Genomic DNA, 18,724 nt, shown 5'->3' with positions numbered 1-18,724 from the left:
AAGCTCCCGCGGTCGGTCGTCCCGTGGTCACAGTGGCGGGGGCAGGGGCTGGTCGGCCCAGATCGTCTTGCCGTTGGTCGTCTGGCGGCTGCCCCAGCGCTGGGTGAGCTGGGCGACGAGGAGGAGGCCGCGTCCGCCCTCGTCGTAGGCGTGGGCGCGGCGCAGGTGGGGGGAGGTGGAACTGCCGTCGGAGACCTCGCAGATGAGGGAGCGGTCGCGGATCAGGCGTAGCTGGATGGGCGGTTCGCCGTACCGGATGGCGTTGGTGACGAGTTCGCTGACGACGAGTTCGGTGACGAAGGCGGCTTCGTCGAGGCCCCAGGCGGTCAGCTGGTCGATGGCGGCCTGCCGGGTGGCGGCCACCAGGGCGGGGTCCGGGTGGACCTCCCAGGTGGCCACCTGGTCCCCACCCAGCGCCCGGGTGCGGGCCAGGAGCAGGGCCACGTCGTCGCTGGGCTCCTCCGGCAGTACGGCCTTCAGGACGGTGTCGCAGAGGTCGTCGAGCGAGTCGGCGGGCGCGGCCAGGGCGCGGCACATCTCGGCCGTGGCACGGTCCACGTCGCGGTCGCGGTCCTCGATCAGGCCGTCGGTGTAGAGGGCGACGACCGCGCCTTCGGGCAGTTCCAGTTCCGTCGCCTCGAAGGGCAGGCCGCCGACGCCGAGCGGGGGTCCGGGGGCCATCCGGATGAGCTGTGCGGTGCCGTCGGGCAGGACGACGGCCGGGGCCGGGTGGCCCGCCGCGGCGAGGGTGAGGCGGCGGGCGACGGGGTCGTAGACGGCGTACAGGCAGGTGGCGCCGAGTTCCGCGACGTCCTCGCCGCCGTCGTATGCGGCCAGATGGGTGACGAGGTCGTCCAGGTGGGTGAGGAGTTCGTCCGGCGGCAGGTCGACGTCGGCGAGGGTGCGGACAGCCATGCAGAGCCGGCCCATCGTCGCCGAGGACGGGATGCCGTGGCCGACGACGTCACCGACGACGAGGGCGACGCGGCTGCCGGAGAGCGGGATGACGTCGAACCAGTCGCCGCCTATGCCCGCGAGGGATCCGCTGGGCAGATAGCGGTGGGCGACCTCGACCGCGGCCTGTCCGGGCAGGCCGCGCGGCAGCAGGCTGTGCTGCAGGGCCAGCGCGGTGGTGCGCTCGCGGGCGAAGCGGCGGGCGTTGTCGATGCAGACGGCGGCCCGGCTGGCGAGTTCCTCGGCCAGGATGGCGTCGTCGGGTCCGTAGTCGTCCACGGCACCGATGCGGATGCCCACGACGACGCCCAGGGTGGTGCCGCGGGCCCGCAGCGGCACGGCGAGCATCGAGTGGACGCCCCGGCGGTAGCGGCGGCCCGCGGGGGCGCGGGTGTTGCGCTCGTCGACCCACCGCATGAAGTCGGGATCGCCCGCCTGGCTGAGCACCGCCCGGCCCGAGCTCAGGGCCCGGGCGGGCGGGGAGAACGAGGGGTAGATGTCCGTCTCGCCCAGGTGCACGGCCGCCTCGGGGGTGCCCTCGGTGACGGAGCCGTGGGCGACGCGGCGCATGAGGATCTCGCCCTCGGGGACCGGCGGTGGTTCGTCGGCGCCGAGGACCCACTCGAGCAGGTCGACGCTGCTGAAGTCGGCGTACCGGGGCACGAGGAGTTCGATCAGTTCCTCGGCCGTGCGGACGACGTCCAGGGTGGTGCCGATGGCGGCCGCCGCCTCGTTGAGCAGGGCGAGGCGCTGGCGGGCCCAGTACTGCTCGCTGCTGTCGAACGCCGCCAGGGCGACCCCGGTGACCTCGCCCTCGGGGTTCCGCACGGGCCACATCTCGGTGCTCCAGGCGTGCTCACGGTTGAGGGCGGGCGCGCCGGTGAAGCTCTCGTAGCGGACCGGCCTGCCCGTCTCGATGACCTGGCGCAGGTTGTTGTGGAAGCCGCGGCTGTGCACGGCGTCTTCCACGGTCTCCGGGAAGCGTCGGCCCAGCAGGGCCTCCTCCGGGACGCCCATCACCCGGCAGGCGGCGTAGTTGAGGCGGAGATAGCGCTGCTGGGTGTCGAAGACCGACATCGACATGGACGCCTGCTCGAAAGCCTGTCCCGCCAGGGTGGCCTCCGGGTCCCGGGCCCGTTCGGTGGTGATGGCGAAGCCGGTGGCCTCGCCGTCCGGGCCGAGCACCGGGCAGGCCGTCAGGCTGACCGGGACGGGGCGCCCGCCACGGTGGCGCAGCGTGACGAAGCCGGACCGTGCGGCGAGCGTCTGCGGCGACACCTCCTCGGCGAGCAGATCGGCCGACGGGCGACCCACCGCCTCCTCGGCCGGGTAGCCCGTGAGCACGCGGGCACCTTCGCTCCACCCCGTCACCCTGCCGTGGGCGTCGATGATCGCCGCAGCGGCGACATGCTCCATAGTGTCCAGAATGGTCCCGATGCGGCGGAGCATCAACCGCGGCGGAGATCGACTTCGACACGCCTCAGGCGCCGTAGGCGCGCAGGGCTGCGAGGGCGCGGTCGGCGTGGGTGTTCATGCGCAGTTCGCTGCGGACGATCTCCAGGACGGTCCGGTCCGGGGCGATGACGAAGGTGACCCGTTTGGTGGGTGCCAGCGAGAAGCCGCGCTTCACGCCGAACAGCTCCCGGATCTTCCCGTCGGCGTCGGAGAGCAGCGGCATGCCGAGCGTGTGGCGTCCGGCGAACTCCTGCTGGCGGTCGACGGAGTCCCCGCTGATGCCGACAGGCCGGGCACCGACGGCGGCGAACTCGGCGGCGAGGTCACGGAAGTGGCAGGCTTCGGCGGTGCAGCCGGGGGTGAGGGCGGCGGGGTAGAAGAAGAGGACCACCGGGCCCTCGGCCAGCAGTTCCGACAGGCTGCGCTCGGTTCCGGTCTCGTCCGGCAGCGAGAAGTCCTCGATCCGGTCGCCGACCTCCACACGTTCCGTCATGACCGGCCCTCCGCGCTCTTCGCGACGCTGCGCGCCCACAGCACCAGCGGCAGCTGGAGGGGCAGCCGGCCGAACGCGGCGGCCTTCTGCGGCGTGGGGCGGTGGCGCCGGTCCACGGCCAATTTCACATTCGCGGGGAACACAGCGACGAAGAACGCCGCCGTGGCCAGGCCCGCGACCCGCCGCGTCCGCGGCAGCGCCACCCCCGCGGCGAGCGCCAGCTCGGCGACGCCACTGGCGTACGTCCAGGTCCGGGGCGAGCCGGGGAGCGCCCGCGGCACGGTCGCGTCGAACGAACGTGGGGTGGCGAAGTGAGCGACACCCGCGGTGGCCAACAGGCCCGCGAGCAGCAGGGATGAACGTTCTGACCGCGGCACGGTTCCTCCTCTGACGACCTGCCGCGCGATATTACGCGACGGTAGCGAGGGATCGGCCACCGGGTCCCGACGGTCCCAAGTCACGTGCGACGCAACCGAGATGGGGCGGCGGGGTCAGGCACGCCGCCCCCGTCCGACGCACGGCGGCACGGGCGGCTCCCTGCACAGCGGCGGCCACAGCGCGGCTCGGACGGCGGCGCCCGGCACATCGGCCCGGACCGCCGCGCCTCGCCTGCGGCGCGCCTCGGCTACCGGGTGCGCGAAGAGGGCGCCAGCCACAGGCCGGCGATGGCGTCGATCAAGCCGGTGGCGGCGTCGTGCCAGGTGGCGCGGGGCGTGGGCGTGCCCTCGGCGAGGGCGCGCTCGCGTTCGGCGGCGGTGTGCAGGATCAGATGGCGTGCCATGTCGCCGCGTTCGGCGCGGACCTCGGCGGGCAGGTCGCTGAGACAGCGGTCGAGGCCGTCGACCACCAGCCGCATCGACGGCGACGTGAGGGACTCCTCGACCATGATCGGGTACAGAGCGGGGTCGGTCATCACCTGGGCGCAGAAGCGGGCGTACCAGGTGGGCGACCCCAGCGCCGCCAGGTGCTCGGTGACCGGGCGCACCAGGCACGACACCCAGTCGTGCAGGTCCGCGGAGTCGTCGAGGCCGGCCACCAGCCGGGCGCGGCTCTCCTCGATGCGTGTGGCGTGCTTGCGGAGGATCGCTCGGACAAGGTCCGTCTTGGTGCCGAAGTGGTAGCCGACGGCGGCATTGTTGCCCTGCCCGGCCGCCTCGCTGACCTGGCGGTTGGAGACGGCGTACACACCGCGCTCGGCGAACAGCCGCTCGGCCGCGGTCAGGATCAGCTCCCGGGTCGCCCCCGCCTGCTCCGCCCGTACCGCCCTGCCCGCCATGATCACCACCGTACCGGGACTGCGCACCACCCCGGGGCGACCAGTCCCTCGAACCGCCCGGGCCCACCGCCGACACCGCGGTTTTCCGGTACGGAAGCCTACGCGGGCGGCACGGCGGTCCGGCTCCGCACCACCTCCCCGCACAGACCGCGTCACACCCACCGTGTCGAGCACCGCGTCGACAGGAACGACGTCACCATGCGACCGCCCCTGTGGCAGCCGGCCCGGGCCCCGGGCCGGCTCGTCCTCTCCGCGGCGATGGCCTTCGGGCTCTCCGGCGATGGCCTTCGGGTCGTACCTCTTCATCACCGTCCTGCTGATCACCGCCGTCGGCACAGCAGCGGTGATGGGCTGCCGGCTGCTGCGCGAGACCGTGGTTGCTGGTGCGGCGGATCGCCGGGGCGAAGCGGAGGCTGGCGGCGGCGTGGACGGGCCGGGAGATTCCCGAGGCGTACCGGCCGATCACCGGCACCCTGCGCGAACGGCTGGCCCCGCGTGCGCGACGAGGGCCGGGGCGGTGCCGACGAGGCCGTCGGCTCCGGATTGCTCGGCATGCGGCGCCGGGTCACGGCGCTCGACGGCACCGTCCGGGTCTCCCGCCCGAGGGGCGGCCCGACGGTGGTCACGGTGGAGCTGCCGTGCGTGTGGCGACCATCGAAGTAACGGGCGCCTGGGCGCAACTGGTCGTCGTCGCCCACCAGTCGGGCCCGGCGCGGCCACCGTCGCCCGTGGGTCCCTGAGTCCGTTCAGGGGAAAACGCCGTACGGGGCGCGTGGCGGTGCCCGGGTGTGTCGACATGTTCACCCGTGACGTCACCCGTACCGCTGCCACTGATCGCGCCCATGCTCGCCACGCCCGGCACTCTGCCGCCCGCCGCACAGGACGCGCGCTGGGCGTACGAGACCAAGCAGGACGGTCAGCGGGTGGTGGTCTATCTCGCCGGGGACGGGAGTGTCGTGCTGCGGGCCCGCTCCGGGGAGGACATCACCGCCGCCTACCCGGAACTCGCTGCACTGGGCGGCGCCCTCGGCACGACACCCGCCGTGCTGGACGGTGAGATCCTGGCGCTCGACGCGGAGGGCCGCGCGAACTTCCAGTTGCTCCAGTCCCGGATGGGCCTGGCCCATGCCCCCGGTCGCGCCGCCCGCCAGGCCGCGAAGGTCCCGGTGCACCTCGTGCTGTTCGACGTGCTGCACCTGGGGCGGGACTCCCTGCTGCGGTGGCCCTACGTACGGCGGCGGGCGCGGCTGGAGGAGCTCGGCCTGGCGGGACCGTTCTGGTCGACGCCGGCGGCGATCGTGGGTCACGGCCACCAGGCCCTGGCGGCCACCCTCGAGCACGGTCTGGAGGGTCTGGTCTGCAAGCGGCTCGACTCGGCGTACGAACCGGGGGTGCGCTCCCGTGCCTGGATCAAGATCCGCAACATGCGCAGCGAGGACGTGATCGTCGGGGGCTGGCTGCCCGGCAAGGGGCGGCTGTCGGGTCTGCCCGGCGCCCTGCTGGTCGGACAGCGGGCGGCGGGCCGCCTGCGCTACGTGGGCGGGGTGGGCACCGGCTGGAGCGAGGCCGAACGCGCCCTGCTCGCCGAGCTGCTGGCGGCTGCCGCGAGCGAGGTGTGCCCCTTCGACCCGGTGCCGAGGGTGCCGGGCGCGCGCTGGGTGGTGCCCCGGCTGGTCGGCGAGGTCCGCTACAGCACCCGTACCCGGGCCGGGATGCTGCGTCAGCCGTCGTGGCTGCGGCTGCGCCCGGACCTGACACCCGAGGAAGCGGCGGCCGACATTCCGGACGATGCCGTCTGAAGCTCCGTCATGATCCGAGTATTGGCTCGCGCTTCACTGTGGATACGCCTGCGACCTCTTGGCGCGGAAGGGGAAAACCGGGAAGCTGAACCTCCTTTTCCCCCACAGCCGTTGGGCTGCGCCCGGATCAGAGGAGGACGCAGTGTCGTCACCCACCCGCAAGGCACACCGCAGGAGATGGCTCACCGGACTGGCCGGTGCCGCCGCCCTCGTCGTCGCCTTCCCCACCGCCGCCTTCGCCGCCCCGCCCAAGGCGCTGCCCGCCAACGCCGACGGACTGGAGAAGACGTACCAGCCCGCCTACGACTACGACACGGACGGCTGCTACCCGACCCCCGCGATAGGCCCCGACGGCGCCGTCAACGGCGGCCTGAAGCCGACCGGTTCGCTCAGCGGCGACTGCCGTGACGCCTCGGACCTCGACAACACCAACGGCTACTCGCGCTCCAAGTGCAACAACGGCTGGTGCGCCGTCATGTACGGCCTGTACTTCGAGAAGGACCAGGCCGTCGCGGGCAGCAGCATCGGCGGGCACCGCAACGACTGGGAGCACGTCGTGGTGTGGGTGCAGGACAACCAGGTCAAGTACGTGTCGACCTCCAACCACGGTTCGTTCACCGTGAGTGCGGCCTCGTCGGTCCGCTTCGACGGCACCCACCCGAAGGTCGTGTACCACAAGGACGGCATCAGCACGCACTGCTTCCGGCTGGCCGGCTCGAACGACGAGCCGCCGGAGAACCACAAGGGCACCTGGCAGTACCCGCCGCTGGTCGGCTGGAACGGCTACCCGGCCGGGCTGCGCGACAAGTTGAGCGCCTACGACTTCGGCAGCGCCAACTTCGGCCTGAAGGACGCCAACTTCGCCGCGCACCTGGCCTCGGCGAAGCCGTCCGGCATCGCGTTCGACCCCAACGCCTGAGTCTCGGACCGGGATCGGGCCAGGGACGTACGACCCGAGCCGCCCTCGGGTTCCGTCCCGCGCCCGATCCCGGCCCCCCGTCACGGCATAGCGTCCCGCCCATGGAGATCAGCGACACGAGCGGACGGCTCGAAGAGGCCCTGGAACGACTGCACAGCGCGGGACCGGAGCGCGTCGGCCGGCTCACCAACCACGCCCCCATGGTGGTCGAGGCGCTCGCCGCCCACGGCCACGCCGACGCGGTGCACCGCTGGCTGGACCTCTACCAGCGCACGCTGGAGGACTTCCCCTCCCCCGTCGCCCCCGTCACGGACGACAACTGGCGTGCGGCACTGGGCGATCCGCGCCGGGTCGCCGACTGGATCGACCACTTCTCCCGGGCCGTGGCCGACCGCCCGTGGCGCGCCGTCCTCGCCGAGTGGTGGCCGCGCCTGCTGCCCGGCCTGTACGGCGGCTCCACGCATCCCGTCATCCGGGTCGGCCACGCCGTACGCGCCCTCGAAGCGGACGAGAGCGCGCCCCGTCTCAGCGAACTCGCCCACGGTCTGGGCTACTGGGCGGCCCGGCACCACACGGTCGCCGGCATCACCGCGCTGCCCGGCGCACCGACCGCCGCGGCCTCCCTCGACGCCGTCCCCGCCGTGCACACGCCGAGCGAGGCCTTCCCCGACCGGCTGGCGGTGGTACGCGCGCTGCCCGTCTGGGCGGACGACGTGACCGACCCCGGCACCGCGCGGGAACGGCTCACCGAACTCGTCCGCGCCGCGACGCACCGGTACGCCACCCACGGCCACGGCGAGGAGACGATGGTCGTGCACGCGGCGACGGCCCCCAACGCCGTGCTGCGCACGCTCGGTTCACTCCCCCGCGAGCTGTGGGCGCCGAGCCTGCGCGCGGAGTGGACGGCGTCCGCGGCGGTCACCGCGATGTACGCCCCCGCCGAACCGGTGCCCTACGTGCCGCCCGCCCTGCGTACCCCCGAGGAGGTCCTCGAACGGGCCCTCGCCCATGGCGACGAACATGTCATCAAGCTCACCGACACGGCCCTCGACGTCGGCGACGAACCGGCCCTCGCCGCCGCCCTGCGCGCGGTCGAGCTCAGCGCGCCGCTGTCCTGAAGCCGCCGGCGCGCCCACCGTGGACGTACGAAATCTGCCCCGTGGCCCCTTGACCGTGGCGGAGTGCGGCACGCGCCCCCGGCCCGAGGGTCTATCGTGTCCCGCATGTCCGTCCCGGAACTGATCCGCATCGTCTCCCGCGACTCCCCCATGGCTCTCGCCCAAGTGGAGCGTGTCCGCGCCGAGTTGACCGCCCTGCATCCCGGCATCCGCACCGAGGTCGTACCGGTGAGGACCACCGGCGACAAGTGGATGGGGGACCTGTCGAAGGTCGAGGGCAAGGGTGCCTTCACCAAGGAGGTCGACGCGGCGCTGCTGGCCGGGGAGGCCGATCTGGCGGTGCACTGCGTCAAGGACGTGCCGGCGGACCGGCCGCTCCCCGCGGGCACGGTGTTCGCCGCGTTCCTGAAGCGCGACGACATCCGGGACGCGCTCGTCCATCCGGGCGGGCTCACGCTCGACGAACTCCCGGCGGGGACGCGGATCGGCACCTCGTCGGTGCGGCGCAGGGCCCAGCTGGCCGCCACCCACCCGGAGTTGGAGTGCGTGCCGTTCCGGGGCAACGCCAACCGGCGGCTGGAGAAGCTGGCGGCCGGCGAGGCGGACGCGCTGCTGCTCGCGGTCTCCGGCCTGGAGCGCATCGACCGGCGTGACGTGATCAGCGAGGTGCTGTCCCCGGAGACGATGATGCCGCCGATCGGCGCGGGCATTCTCGCCCTTCAGTGCCGCGAGGACGACACCGACGTCATCGACGCGGTCAGCGGGCTCGGTGATCCGGCCACCCACCGGGAGGCGACCGCGGAGCGCATGCTTCTGCACGTGCTGCAGGGACACTGCAACAGTCCGATCGCCGGGTTCGCGCAGGTGGACCGCAGCGGGGAGCTGTCCCTGCGGGCGTGTGTGTTCACCCCGGACGGCAAGACCCGCCTCAACGCCCACGAGTGGGCGGGCCCCCTCGACCCGGCCACCCTCGGCACCTCGGTCGCCGTGGCCCTGCTGCGCCAGGGCGCCCGCGAGCTCATCGACGGCATCCCCCACTGACGACGAGGAGACGGGACCGCGCCGGGCGGTGCCGGTGGCGGCCCCGCGTCAGGCCGTGCCCTCCTCCGCCTGGTCGCGGAGGAAGTTGCTGACCTGGCGGGCCAGACTCTCGCGGCCTGTGGCGGTGGGGGTGCCGGTGGCGCCCTCGGTCAGACCGAGGCCTCCGGTCCACAGGCGGCGGTCGGTCCACTCCTCCTCGACCCGCAGCTGGACCTGGACGTCCACCTGGCTCAGCGACGCCTCGGGGCCGGCCGCGTACAGCACGGCGGTGGCCCGGCGCAGCGGGTAGACGTCGAAGCCCTCGATGAACTGCGAGTTGCGCCAGTCGAGGAAGGCGCTCTCACCGTCGGGGCCGATCCGCACGTCGATCTGACCGTCCTCCAGGTGGATCCCGTAGTGGCGGCCGCCGCGGTTCTCGACGGTCACGCGCAACCGGAAGTACGTCATGCCCTCGGCCGCGTCGTCCCGTCCGCGGGGCGGCTCGGCCGGCTCCAGGCAGTGGACGCGGACCCGCAGACCGGCATGCTCGTCGTACTCGTGCCAGTCCCCGACCACGTTCGGCTCGTACACAGTCCACCTCTCGACTTCTTTCGGGCTGCTTCCTATCCGTGTGCTGAGCGCACTGTCAAATGAGCAGAATGCGCTGTGGCCAGGGACTTCACCCTTTTTGATCGGTGATCAAGCCGTGCGCAGGAACAATCCCGATCCGGGTCGCGCGACCGCTTTTCCGAGCGTGCCGCACATCACGTTCTCGGCCAAGATCAGCGGGCGAGCCGACCCAGGAGCGCGGAAGCGGCGGCGATGCCGAGCGCGGCGGCCACGGCGAGCACCGCGAAGTCGGCCGCAAGGTGGGCGGGCGTGCCGAGGAGGAGACCGCGCAGGGCGTCCACCTGGTGGCTGAGCGGGTTGACGGCGCTGATCGCCTGGAGCCAGCCCGGCATGACCGACACCGGGTAGAGGGCGTTGGAGCCGAAGAACAACGGCATGGTGATCGCCTGCCCGATGCCCATCAGGCGGTCGCGGCTCAGCACGATGCCCGCGATGGTCATCGACAGGCAGGAGAAGAAGGCCGAGCCGAGGACGACGACCGCGGCGACGCCGAGCAGCTTGAGCGGGTTCCAGGTGAGCGCCACCCCGAGCAGGGCGGCGATCACGATCACGACGACCGCCTGGACCAGCGACTTCACTCCGGCCGCGAACGCCTTGCCGGTGATCAGCGCCGAGCGCGGGGTCGGGGTGACGAGGAGCTTGTTGAGCACTCCGGCGTCGCGCTCCCAGATGATCTGGATGCCGTAGAAGATGGCGATGAACATCGCGGACTGGGCGATGATGCCGGGCGCCAGGTAGTCGGTGTACGGGAGGCCACCGGTGGGGATCGCCTTGATCCGGCTGAAGGTCTGACCGAAGATCAGCAACCACAGGGCGGGCTGGACGGCACGGGTGTAGAGCTCGGTGCGGTCGTGGCGCAGTTTCTGGAGTTCGACGGCGCACATCGCCGCCACCCGGGTGGGCACCAGTCGCCAGCCCGCGCGGGGCTCGGGCGGCCGGACGAGAAGGCCGATGCCCTCCTGGCGGGCGCGGTCAGCCGACGCGGTGCGCGGTGCGGCGGGTGCTTCGGACATCGCGGAAGTCTCCTGACTCGTCGTCGAGGCCGCTGCCGGCGACGTCCCGGAAGACGTCCTCCAGCGTGGGCAGCGTCGGGAGCGGACCGGCTTCCGCCGTGCCCTCGGCGCACCGGCGTTCCCCGAGGCCGCGCCGCAGTTCGGCCGGGGTGCCGAGGGCGCGGATGCGGCCGCGGTGCATCAGTCCGACCCGGTCGCAGTACTGGTCGGCCTCGTCCATGTAGTGCGTGGTGACCAGGACGGTCATTCCGGTGGCCGCGCGCACGGCCTCGATGTGCTCCCAGACGCTCGTCCGGGCGATCGGGTCGAGGCCGATCGTGGGTTCGTCGAGGATCAGCAGGCGGGGCGCGCTGACCAGCGCCTGGGCCAGTTCGAGGCGTCGGACCATGCCGCCGGAGTAGGTGCCGGCGAGCCGGTCGGCGGCGTCGGCGAGGTCGACCGCGGTCAGGGCCTGGCCGACGCGTGCGGCGCGTTCGCGGCGGGGCACGTCGAAGACGCGGGCGAACAGGTCGACGTTCTCCCGGCCGGTGAGGCCCGCGTCGGCGGACAGCTGCTGCGGGACGTAGCCCAGCAGGCGCCGTACCGCCATCCGTTCGCGGGCCGCGTCGTGGCCGATGACGCCGACCATGCCGGACGGGACCGGCAGGAGCGTGGTGATGCAGCGGATCGCCGTGGTCTTCCCGGCGCCGTTGGGGCCGAGCAGCCCGAAGACCTCGCCCTCCCGGACGGTCAGGTCGAGCCCGTCGACCGCCTTCGTGCCGCCGAAGGCGTAGGCGAGCCGGGTGCAGGTGACCGCCTCGGTGGCGGTGTCGCTCGTCATGACTCCTCGGCCTCCTCGTGCAGGGTGACGGCGAGCTCGCGCAGCGCCGGGAGCGCCGCGCGCAGCGCATCGCGGTCCGTCTCGCCGAGACGGGCCAGATGGCGGCCGACGAGGGCGGCGCGGCGCTGCTGCCAGGCGCTCAGCCGGGCCTCGGCGGCCTCGGTGAGCAGCAGGCGGGCGGCGCGCCGGTCGGCCGGGTCCGTCTCGCGGACCAGGTACCCCTCCTTGACCAGCTGGTTGACCAGCGTCGACACGGAGTTTCCCGCCAGATGGAGCTCCCTCGCGGCCTCCGAGACACCGATGCCGGGCCGGGTCGCGACGAGGCGCAGCAGCTCCACCTCGGCGCCGCGCAGGCGCGGCACGGTGAGCCCGGCGCGCAGCCGGCGCCGGATCAGCCGCTGGACGCCGACCAGGGCTTCGGCCAGCTCTTCCGCGAAGGTCTCCTGTTCCACGCCTTCGAAGTTACCTCTGTAACAGAGGTAATGAACCAAGCGGGAGTCAAACATGGCAGCCGACTGCCGACTGGATAGATTTTTCCGTTTTGTTTTGAAATCGCCCCATCTGGGCAAGGGCTCTTCAAGTGCTTCGGACAGGAGGCACGCCCGTGGGAATCGGCCCGCCCGGTCTCCGGCGGCGTACTTCGCCCGGCCCGGCGCTCCCTTTCCCACGGTTGTCCGTCCACAGGCACCCGCTTCAGGGAGGGCGCACGATGCGTACCGCCGGCAGCACACGCCAACACCCCCACGACGACGCCCCGGACACGGCCGCCGCCTTCGTCCGCCTCGCGGGGCTGCCCGAGGGCCCGGAGCGCACGGCGCTGCGGGACGAGCTCGTCGAAGTCTGGCTTCCGATGGCCGAGCGGATCGCCGTCCGCTTCCGGGGTCGCGGCGAGAGCCTGGAGGACCTCTACCAGGTGGCGGCTCTCGGCCTGGTCAAGGCCGTCGACCACTACGACCCGGACCGCGGTCGCGCCTTCGAGGCGTACGCGGTGCCGACGATCACCGGCGAGATCAAGCGGCACTTCCGAGACCACATGTGGACGCTGCACGTGCCGCGCCGGGTCCAGGACCTGCGTAACCGCGTCCGGCACGCGACCAAGGAGCTGGGACAGACGATCCCGGGGCGCGCCCCGACGGTCGCCGAGATCGCGGAGCACGCGCAGCTGACCGAGACCGAGGTGCGCATCGGGATGGAGGCGCTGGAGTGCTTCACCGCGCTGTCGCTGGAGGCCGAGATGCCCGGCACCGACGGCTACGCCCTGCAGGACGCGATCGGCGGCCCGGACCCGGGTTTCGACGCGGTCGTCGACCGTGAGGCCCTCAAGCCCTGCCTGGAGGCCCTCCCCGAACGCGAACGGACCATCCTCTACCTGCGCTTCTTCCAGGGCATGACACAAAGTCGCATCGCCCAGCAGCTCGGCATCTCCCAGATGCACGTCTCACGGCTGCTCAGCGGCTGCTTCGCCCGCCTGCGCAAGGAGGTGCTCGCCGAGACGGGCTCCACGCGCTGAGCGGCGCCTGGGGTCTCTCGTTTGGATCAGGCCGGATCAGGGACCGGGGCCCGCGAACCCGGCATGATCCAAACGAGAGACCCTAGGCCACCGGAGGTGCGCCCGGAATCTGGGTGGGACCGTGACGATCGAGGGCGTCCTCGAGTTCGGCCCGGATCTTTGGGGGCAGCTCGCCATTGCTTCCCCACATGAGGATCAGTTCCGCGACATTGCGGAGTTTGATGTTCGTGTGCTGGGACACGTCCCTGAGTACCGCCCAGCCGTCGTCGGGTGTCACCCGCCCCAGCGCCACGATCATTCCGATCGCCTGGTCCACGACGGCGTGCGAGACCATGGCCTCCTTGAGCTGGTCCACCTCGGCCTGGAGGTGGAAGATCAGGCCCGTTTCGTCGTCGGGCTCCGGGGGTACCCGTGTCACCCCTCCATCGTGCCACCGGGCCACTCAGCAGGCGCCCCGAGCGGTTCTGGCTGGACACTGGAGGAAGACCGGGGGCTGCCGAACGACGAGAGCAGGACGCGAGTGCCATGAACCACGACACGAAATCCTTCCCCGGCACGGCCGAGGTCATCTCCACGCACTCCGTCTTCGGCGCGCCCTGCTGGGTGAGCCTCACCAGCCGCGACCTGGACGCCACACAGGACTTCTACTCGGCCGTGCTCGGCTGGAAGTGGCGCAGGAACCGGCTGGGGGACCGGTTCCGGATCGCGCTGGTGGACGACGTACCCGTGGCCGGGATCGCGGCGGTCGCCGCCATGTGGCAGATGGCGGTGGCCTGGACGCCGTACTTCGCCGTCCCGGACGCCGACGAGGCCGTGAGCCGGGCGCGGGAGCGTGGTGGTACGGCGGCCGTGGGGCCGTTGTCCCTGCCGCCGGGGCGGGCCGCGCTGCTGGCCGACCGGGACGGCGCGACCTTCGGGATCTGGGAGGGCGAGCTGATGGGCGCCTGGGAGAGCTGGCGCCGCGCTGCCCCCACCTTCATCCGCCTCCACACCCGGGACGCCTTCGACGCGGCGATCTTCTACGGCGAGATCCTCGACTGGGCGTCGGACCGGCCGGGCTGCTGCCAGGTCCACTACGAGGGTGAGGAGGTCGTCCTGCGCAGCCAGGGGGACATCGTCGCCCGCATCCAGTCCGGCGCCCTGGGGTCGGCACCCGACCCCACCATTCGGCCGCACTGGCAGGTCCACTTCGCCGTGTCGGACGTGGCCACCTGCGCCCGCGCCGCCGAGCGGCACGGCGGCAGCGTCCTGCGCATGGCCGCCGACGAGGCCGTCCTGCGCGACCAGGACGGCGCCCAGTTCACGGTGACGTCCCGCCGCGTGCACTGATGCCGGACCGGCTCAGAGCCGGCTCTCCCACAGCAGGTGACAGGCGCCCCGGGCCGCGGCCCGGGGCGCCTCGCGCTGGTACGGGGGCTCGCCCCCTCACACTCACCCCCTCACACTCACTCCCCGCGCAGGGACGGTCTGGACAGCAGAAGGAGGCTGCGGGGCTCGACGGTGAGGGCGGTGGACGCCTTGTGTTCCGTCTCGTCGGGGGTGCCCCGGGGCTCGACGGTGTCGATCAGGGTCGTCCAGCGTTCGCCATAGGTGGCGTCCGGCAGGCGGAAGTCGACCGGCTCCCAGGAGCTGTTGAGCAGCAGCAGGAACGAGTCGTCGACGACGGGCCGCCCGTAGTGGTCGGGCTCGGCGATCGCGTCGCCGTTGAGGAACACGCCGACGCAGTGGGCGTCGGAGCGCTGCCAGTCCCGGTCGGTCATCTCGCGCGCGTCCGGCCGCAGCCACACCAGGTCGGGCAGCGGCTGTCCGGCGTGCGTGACCGTCTCGCCGAGGAAGAAGCGACGCCGGCGCAGGACGGGGTGGGCGGCGCGCAGGGCGATGACGGAGCGTGTGAAGTCGGCCAGGTCGCGCTGCTCCCCCGTGAGCCGCCAGTCGATCCAGGACACCTCGTTGTCCTGGCAGTAGGCGTTGTTGTTGCCGCCCTGGGTGCGGCCCAGTTCGTCGCCGTGGCTCAGCATCGGGATGCCCTGCGACAGCAGCAGCGTGGCCAGGAAGTTGCGCTGCTGCCGGGCGCGCAGCTCCAGCACCTCCGCGTCGTCGGTCTCCCCCTCGGCCCCGCAGTTCCAGGACCGGTTGACGCTCTCGCCGTCCTGGTTGTCCTCGCCGTTGTCCTCGTTGTGCTTGTCGTTGTAGGAGACCAGGTCGCGCAGGGTGAACCCGTCGTGCGCGGTGACGAAGTTGACGCTGGCACGGGGGCGGCGCCTGCTGTGGGCGTACAGGTCGGAGGAGCCGGTCAGCCGGGAGGCGAACTCGCCCAGCGTGTGCTGCTCCGCCCGCCAGAAGTCCCGTACGGCGTCACGGTACTTGCCGTTCCACTCCGACCACAGCGGCGGGAAGTTGCCGACCTGGTAGCCGCCCTCACCGACGTCCCACGGCTCGGCGATGAGCTTGACGCGGCTGATCACCGGGTCCTGCTGGATCAGATCGAAGAAGGCCGACAGCCGGTCCACCTCGTGGAACTGTCTGGCCAAGGTGGCCGCGAGGTCGAAGCGGAACCCGTCGACGTGCATCTCGGTGACCCAGTACCGCAGCGAGTCCATGATCAGCTGCAGCACGTAGGGGTGGCGCATCAGCAGGCTGTTGCCGGTGCCCGTGGTGTCGTAGTAGTGCGCCCAGTCGCCGTCGACGAGGCGGTAGTACGAGGCGTTGTCGATGCCGCGGAAGGAGAGCGTGGGGCCCTTCTCGTTGCCCTCGGCGGTGTGGTTGTACACCACGTCGAGGATCACCTCGAGCCCGGCCGCGTGCAGCGCCTTCACCATCGTCTTGAACTCGGTGACCTGCTCACCACGGGTGCCGTGGGCGGCGTAGGCGTTGTGCGGGGCGAAGAAGCCGACGGTGTTGTAGCCCCAGTAGTTGGACAGTCCCCGGTCCTTCAGCACGCCGTCCTGCACGAACTGGTGGACCGGCATCAGCTCGACGGCGGTCACCCCGAGGGAGACGAGGTGCTCGACGACGGCCGGGTGGGCGAGGCCCGCGTAGGTGCCGCGGAGTTCGGGCGGCACGTCGGGGTGGGTGAGGGTGAGGCCCCGGACGTGGGCCTCGTAGATCACCGTGTCGGCGTAGGACCGCCGGGGCGGCCGGTCCTCGCCCCAGTCGAAGGCGGCGTCGGTCACCACGCCGAGCAGGGTGTGCCCGGCGCTGTCGGCGGGGTCCGGGCCGCCGGGCGAACGCTCGTAGAGCGAGCGGTGGTTGTCGATCTGCCCGTCCACCGCCCGGGCGTACGGGTCCAGGAGCAGCTTGGCCGGGTTGCAGCGGTGCCCGGCGGACGGGTCCCACGGGCCGTGCACCCGGTAGCCGTAGCGCTGCCCCGGGCCGACGCCCGGCAGATAGCCGTGCCAGACGAAGCCGTCGGCCTCGGTCAGCGGGACGCGGTGCTCGGTGCCGTCGTCGTCGACGAGGACCAGCTGGACGCGTTCGGCGACCTCGCTGAACAGCGCGAAGTTGGTGCCCTCGCCGTCGTGGTCGGCGCCCAAGGGGTAGGGGTGCCCGCTCCAGGCGGGCACCCCTGCTCGGCGGTTCGGCCTCGGGGTCACCGGGCGCCCTCCAGGACGCGGTCCGCCGACGCGGCCAGCGCGGCGACGGGTACCTCGCGGGGCACGTCGAGGCCCTCGCGCAGGTTCGGCGAGGGTGTCGTCGGCACCAGCGGGACACGTTCGCCGGAGCGGGCACGCTGCGAGAACCAGATGACCTTGCTGCCGGTGTCCGTGGCGCAGCAGCCCCAGCCGTCGCTCATCGCGGCGATGTGCTCCAGGCAGCCGCGCAGGTCCTGATCGGGGCGCAGGTCACGGTTGTCCTCCCCCACGGCGGTGATGAGGTGCTGGCCGGTCCACCACAGCTCGATCGAGGCGTTCTTGTCCGTCGCGTGCTCGTCGATGGCGGTCAGCAGCAGTCCGGCGCCGCGGCAGACGGGCTCGACGAGGTTCTCGAGGTCCCAGAGACGGAGGTGGGCGGCCAGGATGCGGCCGACCTGTCCGACCCGTTCGGGGCTGACTTCCACGTCGAGGTGGTAGTAGCAGGGCACTGCGGTCTTCATCGTCGTTTGCTCCTCACCGGCGAGGCCTGGGCTCCCTCTCGACCCCCGCGGGGCCGAGCCCCGAACACGGAGCGTGGGCTCTGATCGCTTCTGAGTCACCTCTCACAGTGAGGCTGTTGGTCCATTCGTGCAACACGAGCATCACGCGGAGCACCACCCGAGGTAGTTGAAGATCCAACAGGACGTTGCGTGGTAGTCCGTGCACCATGGGTGAAAGCCTCGATCGCCGAAGCGGACCGTGCCTCAGGCATGCACGGCCACCGGCCCGACCGTCGGGCATGTGCCCATCGAGAGCCCGGGAAGGTGAAGGGCGCCATGCTGCTACCCGCTAAGGCCGAAGTCGCACGGCAGCTGCGGCGGTACCGGGCGTGGGAACGTGTGATGCTCGCGTCCCCCGCGGACCTCACGGTGCGGGCCACCTTCGAGGACTCGGGCTACACCCTCTGCGTCCTGATGGGAAAGCGCTGTGCGCGGGAGGCCGCCGACGCCGCCGAACGCTACCTCCGGGAGCAGAGCGAGCGGCCTCGTGCCGCCGCCGTCGACAGGCGGGGCCCGCCGTCGGAGCGACGTTCCCCGGCGGGGCGGTAGTCCCCCTTCCGGAGCAGGATCCCCAGCCGGGCCGACAGGCCCGGCTTTAGTACGGCAGAGCTTTAGGCACGGCAGAGCTTTAGGCACGGCGGAGCTTTCAGGTACGGCGGAGCTTTTCAGGCACGGCGGAGCTTTCAGGTACGGCGGAGGTGACACCCATGAGTTCGAACCCGGCCATCGGCCGAATCCCGGTACGCGACGTGCGCCCGGCGGTGGAATACGGACGGCGCCCTGCGAAGGCGGTCGCGGGGGAGACATTCCAGGTCACCGCCACCGTCTTCCGCGAGGGCCATGACGCCGTCGGCGCCAACGTGGTCCTCCGGGACCCGGACGGACGCCCCGGCCCCTGGACCCCGCTGCGTGAACTCGCCCCCGGCACCGACCGCTGGGGCGCCGACGTCACCCCGGACACCGTCGGCCGCTGGACCTACACCGTGGAGGCCTGGAGCGACCCGATCGGCACCTGGCGGCACCACGCCCGCATCAAGATCCCGGCGGGCATCGACACCGGCCTCGTCCTGGAGGAGGGCGGTGAGCTGTACGAGCGTGCCGCGGCCGGGGTACCGAAGGGCGAGGACCGGGACGCCGTACTGGCCGCTGTGGCGGTACTGCGCGACGACTCCCTGCCCGTCGCCACCCGTTTGGCGGCGGCGCTGACGCCGAAGGTGGACAGAGTTCTCGCGCGCTATCCGTTGCGGGAGTTGGTGACCGCCTCGGAGACGCTGCCGTTGCAGGTGGAGCGGGAGCGGGCCCTGTACGGCGCCTGGTACGAGTTCTTCCCCCGCTCCGAGGGCACCCCCGAGCGCCCCCACGGCACCTTCCGCACCGCCGCACGACGCCTTCCGGCCATCGCCGCCATGGGCTTCGACGTCGTCTACCTCCCCCCGATCCACCCCATCGGCCACACCTTCCGCAAAGGCCCCAACAACACCCTCTCCGCGGGCCCCGACGACGTCGGCGTGCCCTGGGCCATCGGCGCCGGCGAAGGCGGCCACGACGCCGTCCACCCCGACCTCGGCACCCTCGACGACTTCAC

General features: G+C 72.2%; 19 protein-coding genes and 1 pseudogene. 9 read left to right on the top strand and 11 right to left on the bottom strand.

Going from position 1 to position 18,724, the window contains the following annotated elements; all coding sequences use genetic code 11:
* Positions 1-27: 27 nt before the first annotated feature.
* The 4 genes from AC067M_RS44155 to AC067M_RS44140 form a co-directional block, all read right to left on the bottom strand.
* Positions 28-2,370 (bottom strand): SpoIIE family protein phosphatase, encoded by a 2,343-nt coding sequence (locus AC067M_RS44155; protein ID WP_478702653.1) that lies wholly within the window; start codon positions 2,368-2,370, stop codon positions 28-30.
* 64 nt (positions 2,371-2,434) lie between these two features.
* A complete protein-coding gene (locus AC067M_RS44150; RefSeq protein WP_478702652.1) occupies positions 2,435-2,902 on the bottom strand; it encodes a peroxiredoxin in 468 nt (155 codons plus the stop codon).
* Entirely contained in the window at positions 2,899-3,279 is a 381-nt protein-coding gene (locus AC067M_RS44145) for a DoxX family protein (RefSeq protein ID WP_478702651.1), read from the bottom strand. The genes AC067M_RS44150 and AC067M_RS44145 overlap by 4 nt, the downstream gene beginning before the upstream one ends.
* Positions 3,280-3,527: 248 nt before the next feature.
* Positions 3,528-4,178 (bottom strand): TetR/AcrR family transcriptional regulator, encoded by a 651-nt coding sequence (locus tag AC067M_RS44140; protein ID WP_478702650.1) that lies wholly within the window; start codon positions 4,176-4,178, stop codon positions 3,528-3,530.
* Between the two features lie 495 nt (positions 4,179-4,673).
* Between AC067M_RS44140 and AC067M_RS44135 the strand changes: the two are divergent.
* The 5 genes and pseudogenes from AC067M_RS44135 to hemC all read left to right on the top strand — a co-directional run.
* A pseudogene (locus AC067M_RS44135) lies at positions 4,674-4,841 on the top strand (sensor histidine kinase); the annotation flags it as partial.
* A 179-nt stretch (positions 4,842-5,020) separates the two neighbouring features.
* Positions 5,021-5,977, top strand: coding sequence for an ATP-dependent DNA ligase (locus tag AC067M_RS44130; RefSeq protein WP_478702675.1), 957 nt, complete (start codon positions 5,021-5,023; stop codon positions 5,975-5,977).
* A 142-nt stretch (positions 5,978-6,119) separates the two neighbouring features.
* Positions 6,120-6,896: an NPP1 family protein gene (locus AC067M_RS44125; RefSeq protein ID WP_478702649.1), complete on the top strand. Its 777-nt coding sequence runs from the start codon at positions 6,120-6,122 to the stop codon at positions 6,894-6,896.
* Positions 6,897-6,997: 101 nt separating this feature from the next.
* Positions 6,998-8,014 carry a questin oxidase family protein gene (locus AC067M_RS44120; RefSeq protein ID WP_478702648.1) on the top strand — a complete coding sequence of 339 codons (1,017 nt, stop codon included), beginning with the start codon at positions 6,998-7,000 and terminating at the stop codon, positions 8,012-8,014.
* A 105-nt stretch (positions 8,015-8,119) separates the two neighbouring features.
* Entirely contained in the window at positions 8,120-9,055 is a 936-nt protein-coding gene (gene hemC / locus AC067M_RS44115; RefSeq protein WP_478702647.1) for a hydroxymethylbilane synthase, read from the top strand.
* Positions 9,056-9,103: 48 nt separating this feature from the next.
* Here the strand turns inward: hemC and AC067M_RS44110 are convergent, their stop codons facing one another.
* The 4 genes from AC067M_RS44110 to AC067M_RS44095 all read right to left on the bottom strand — a co-directional run bounded on the left by AC067M_RS44110 (position 9,104) and on the right by AC067M_RS44095 (position 11,949).
* Positions 9,104-9,625: a hypothetical protein gene (locus AC067M_RS44110; protein ID WP_478702646.1), complete on the bottom strand. Its 522-nt coding sequence runs from the start codon at positions 9,623-9,625 to the stop codon at positions 9,104-9,106.
* A 191-nt stretch (positions 9,626-9,816) separates the two neighbouring features.
* Positions 9,817-10,677: an ABC transporter permease gene (locus AC067M_RS44105; protein ID WP_478702645.1), complete on the bottom strand. Its 861-nt coding sequence runs from the start codon at positions 10,675-10,677 to the stop codon at positions 9,817-9,819.
* Positions 10,637-11,497 carry an ABC transporter ATP-binding protein gene (locus tag AC067M_RS44100; protein ID WP_478702644.1) on the bottom strand — a complete coding sequence of 287 codons (861 nt, stop codon included), beginning with the start codon at positions 11,495-11,497 and terminating at the stop codon, positions 10,637-10,639. Before AC067M_RS44100 ends, AC067M_RS44105 begins: the two co-directional genes overlap by 41 nt.
* A complete protein-coding gene (locus AC067M_RS44095) occupies positions 11,494-11,949 on the bottom strand; it encodes a MarR family winged helix-turn-helix transcriptional regulator (protein ID WP_478702643.1) in 456 nt (151 codons plus the stop codon). Before AC067M_RS44095 ends, AC067M_RS44100 begins: the two co-directional genes overlap by 4 nt.
* A 257-nt stretch (positions 11,950-12,206) precedes the next feature.
* Between AC067M_RS44095 and AC067M_RS44090 the strand changes: the two genes are divergently transcribed.
* Positions 12,207-13,007, top strand: a complete 801-nt coding sequence (locus AC067M_RS44090) for an RNA polymerase sigma factor SigF (RefSeq protein ID WP_478702642.1) — start codon at positions 12,207-12,209, stop codon at positions 13,005-13,007.
* Positions 13,008-13,089: 82 nt separating this feature from the next.
* On the opposite strand, the gene AC067M_RS44085 is transcribed toward AC067M_RS44090, so the two are convergent.
* The gene (locus tag AC067M_RS44085) at positions 13,090-13,425 is read right to left on the bottom strand and encodes an ANTAR domain-containing protein (protein ID WP_478702641.1); all 336 of its coding nucleotides are present in this window, start codon (positions 13,423-13,425) and stop codon (positions 13,090-13,092) included.
* Between the two features lie 107 nt (positions 13,426-13,532).
* Between AC067M_RS44085 and AC067M_RS44080 the strand changes: the two genes are divergently transcribed.
* Positions 13,533-14,336: a VOC family protein gene (locus AC067M_RS44080; protein WP_478702640.1), complete on the top strand. Its 804-nt coding sequence runs from the start codon at positions 13,533-13,535 to the stop codon at positions 14,334-14,336.
* 116 nt (positions 14,337-14,452) lie between these two features.
* Here AC067M_RS44080 and glgX read toward each other — a convergent pair whose 3' ends face one another.
* Together glgX and AC067M_RS44070 are read right to left on the bottom strand one after the other, a co-directional pair.
* A complete protein-coding gene (gene glgX, locus AC067M_RS44075) occupies positions 14,453-16,600 on the bottom strand; it encodes a glycogen debranching protein GlgX (protein ID WP_478702639.1) in 2,148 nt (715 codons plus the stop codon).
* Positions 16,597-17,100 (bottom strand): pep a2, encoded by a 504-nt coding sequence (locus AC067M_RS44070; RefSeq protein ID WP_478702638.1) that lies wholly within the window; start codon positions 17,098-17,100, stop codon positions 16,597-16,599. The genes glgX and AC067M_RS44070 overlap by 4 nt, the downstream gene beginning before the upstream one ends.
* 315 nt (positions 17,101-17,415) lie before the next feature.
* On the opposite strand from AC067M_RS44070, the gene AC067M_RS44065 reads away from it, so the two are divergent.
* Complete coding sequence (locus tag AC067M_RS44065) at positions 17,416-17,688, top strand: DUF5133 domain-containing protein (RefSeq protein WP_478702637.1); 273 nt, start codon at positions 17,416-17,418, stop codon at positions 17,686-17,688.
* Between the two features lie 158 nt (positions 17,689-17,846).
* Positions 17,847-18,724 (top strand): maltotransferase domain-containing protein (locus AC067M_RS44060; protein ID WP_478702636.1); only part of this gene is annotated, 878 nt, incomplete at its 3' end.

It is taken from the genome of Streptomyces sp. NPDC043427, assembly GCF_056436655.1.
Note: the sequence above shows the minus strand (reverse complement) of the source record. Positions and strands in the feature narration are given on the sequence as shown.